The organism is Campylobacter sp. DY7, from assembly GCF_057802535.1.
This window is the reverse complement of the sequence record NZ_JBYJAU010000033.1, coordinates 1-1179: the sequence shown is the minus strand read 5'-3', so window position 1 is coordinate 1179 and position 1179 is coordinate 1. Positions and strand designations below refer to the sequence as shown.

General features: G+C 51.0%; 1 protein-coding gene. It reads right to left on the bottom strand.

All coding sequences use genetic code 11. The features are described 5' to 3' along the window. A partial coding sequence (locus AC1B00_RS09545) for a hypothetical protein (protein WP_488849492.1) occupies nucleotides 1-1126 on the bottom strand: 1126 nt, incomplete at its 3' end. Nucleotides 1127-1179 lie beyond the last annotated feature (53 nt).

Below are 1179 nucleotides of genomic sequence, written 5' to 3'. Positions count from 1 at the left end.
GAGGGGGGAAAAAGAAAGAGGAGAAAAAGAAAGGGGAAAGAAAAGAAAGAGGGGGAGGGGGGGGGGGGAAAGGGGAAAAAGGAAAAAAGGGGGGGGGGAGGAGGAAAAAAAAAGGAAAAAAAAGGAGGGGGAAAAAGAGGGGGAAAAGAAAAAGAAAGAAAGGAGAAAAAGGGGGGAGAAGGAGGAGGAGGGAGGTAGGAAAAGAGGAGGAAAAAAAGAGGAAGGAGGAAAGGAGGGAGGAAAGAGAAAAGGGAGAGGGAGGGAGGGGAGAAAGAAGAGAAAGAGAGAGAAGGGAAGAGGGAAGAAAAGAGAGGGGGGAGAAAGGAAGGAAAGGGAGAAGAAAAAGGGGAGAAAGAAGAAGGGAAGAAGGAAAAAAAGAAGAAGGGGGGGGGGAGGGGAGGGGGGGAAGGAGGGAGAAGGAAAGAGAGAAAAAAAGAGGGGAGGGGGGAGGCGACGCAAAAAAAGGAAGAAGGGGGGGGAGGGATGGGGGAGGAAAAAAGGAAAAAAGAAAGGGGGGGAGAAGGAGGGGGAGGGGGGGGGGGAGGGGGAAAAAAGAAAGAAAGGAGGGAAGGGGAGGAGCGGAGGAGGAGAACAGGGAAAGAAGGGAAGAGAAGAAAAAAAGGGAGGAGGAGAGGGAGGGGAGAAGAGGAAAGGGGGGAGGAAGAGGAAGGGGAAGAGAGGGAGGAAATAAGAAGGGAGGAAGAGAAGAAAAAGAAAAAAGCTCGAAGAAGCCAGAAGGAGAGAAAAAAGAGAAGAAAGAGAAAGAGGAGGGAAGGGAGGGAGAAGGAAGAGAAGGAGGAAGAGAGAGGGGAAGGGGGGAGAGGGAGGAGAGGGGAGGAGGGCAAGAAGATGGAAGGGGAAAGCCAGGAAAGAGGGGAAGAGAGGGAGAAGGAGAGGGAGAGGGGGAAGGGGGGGAGGGAGGGGGGAAGGAGAGAGAAGAAAAAAGGAAGAGAGGGAAAAGAGGGGGAAGAGGGAAAGGGAAGGAAGAGGAAAAGGGGGGAGAGGGAGAAGAAAGAACAGGGGGAGAAAAGAGAGAAAGGAAAGGAGAGGGGGGGGGGGTGTGTTCTTCATCTGCGTTTAAATCTTTATCGTGCAAAGGACGTAAAGCACATTTAAGCCCACTCAACTGAATAATTTTTTCAAAATTTTTTGGTAAGCTCTCTGGATAAATTACACATA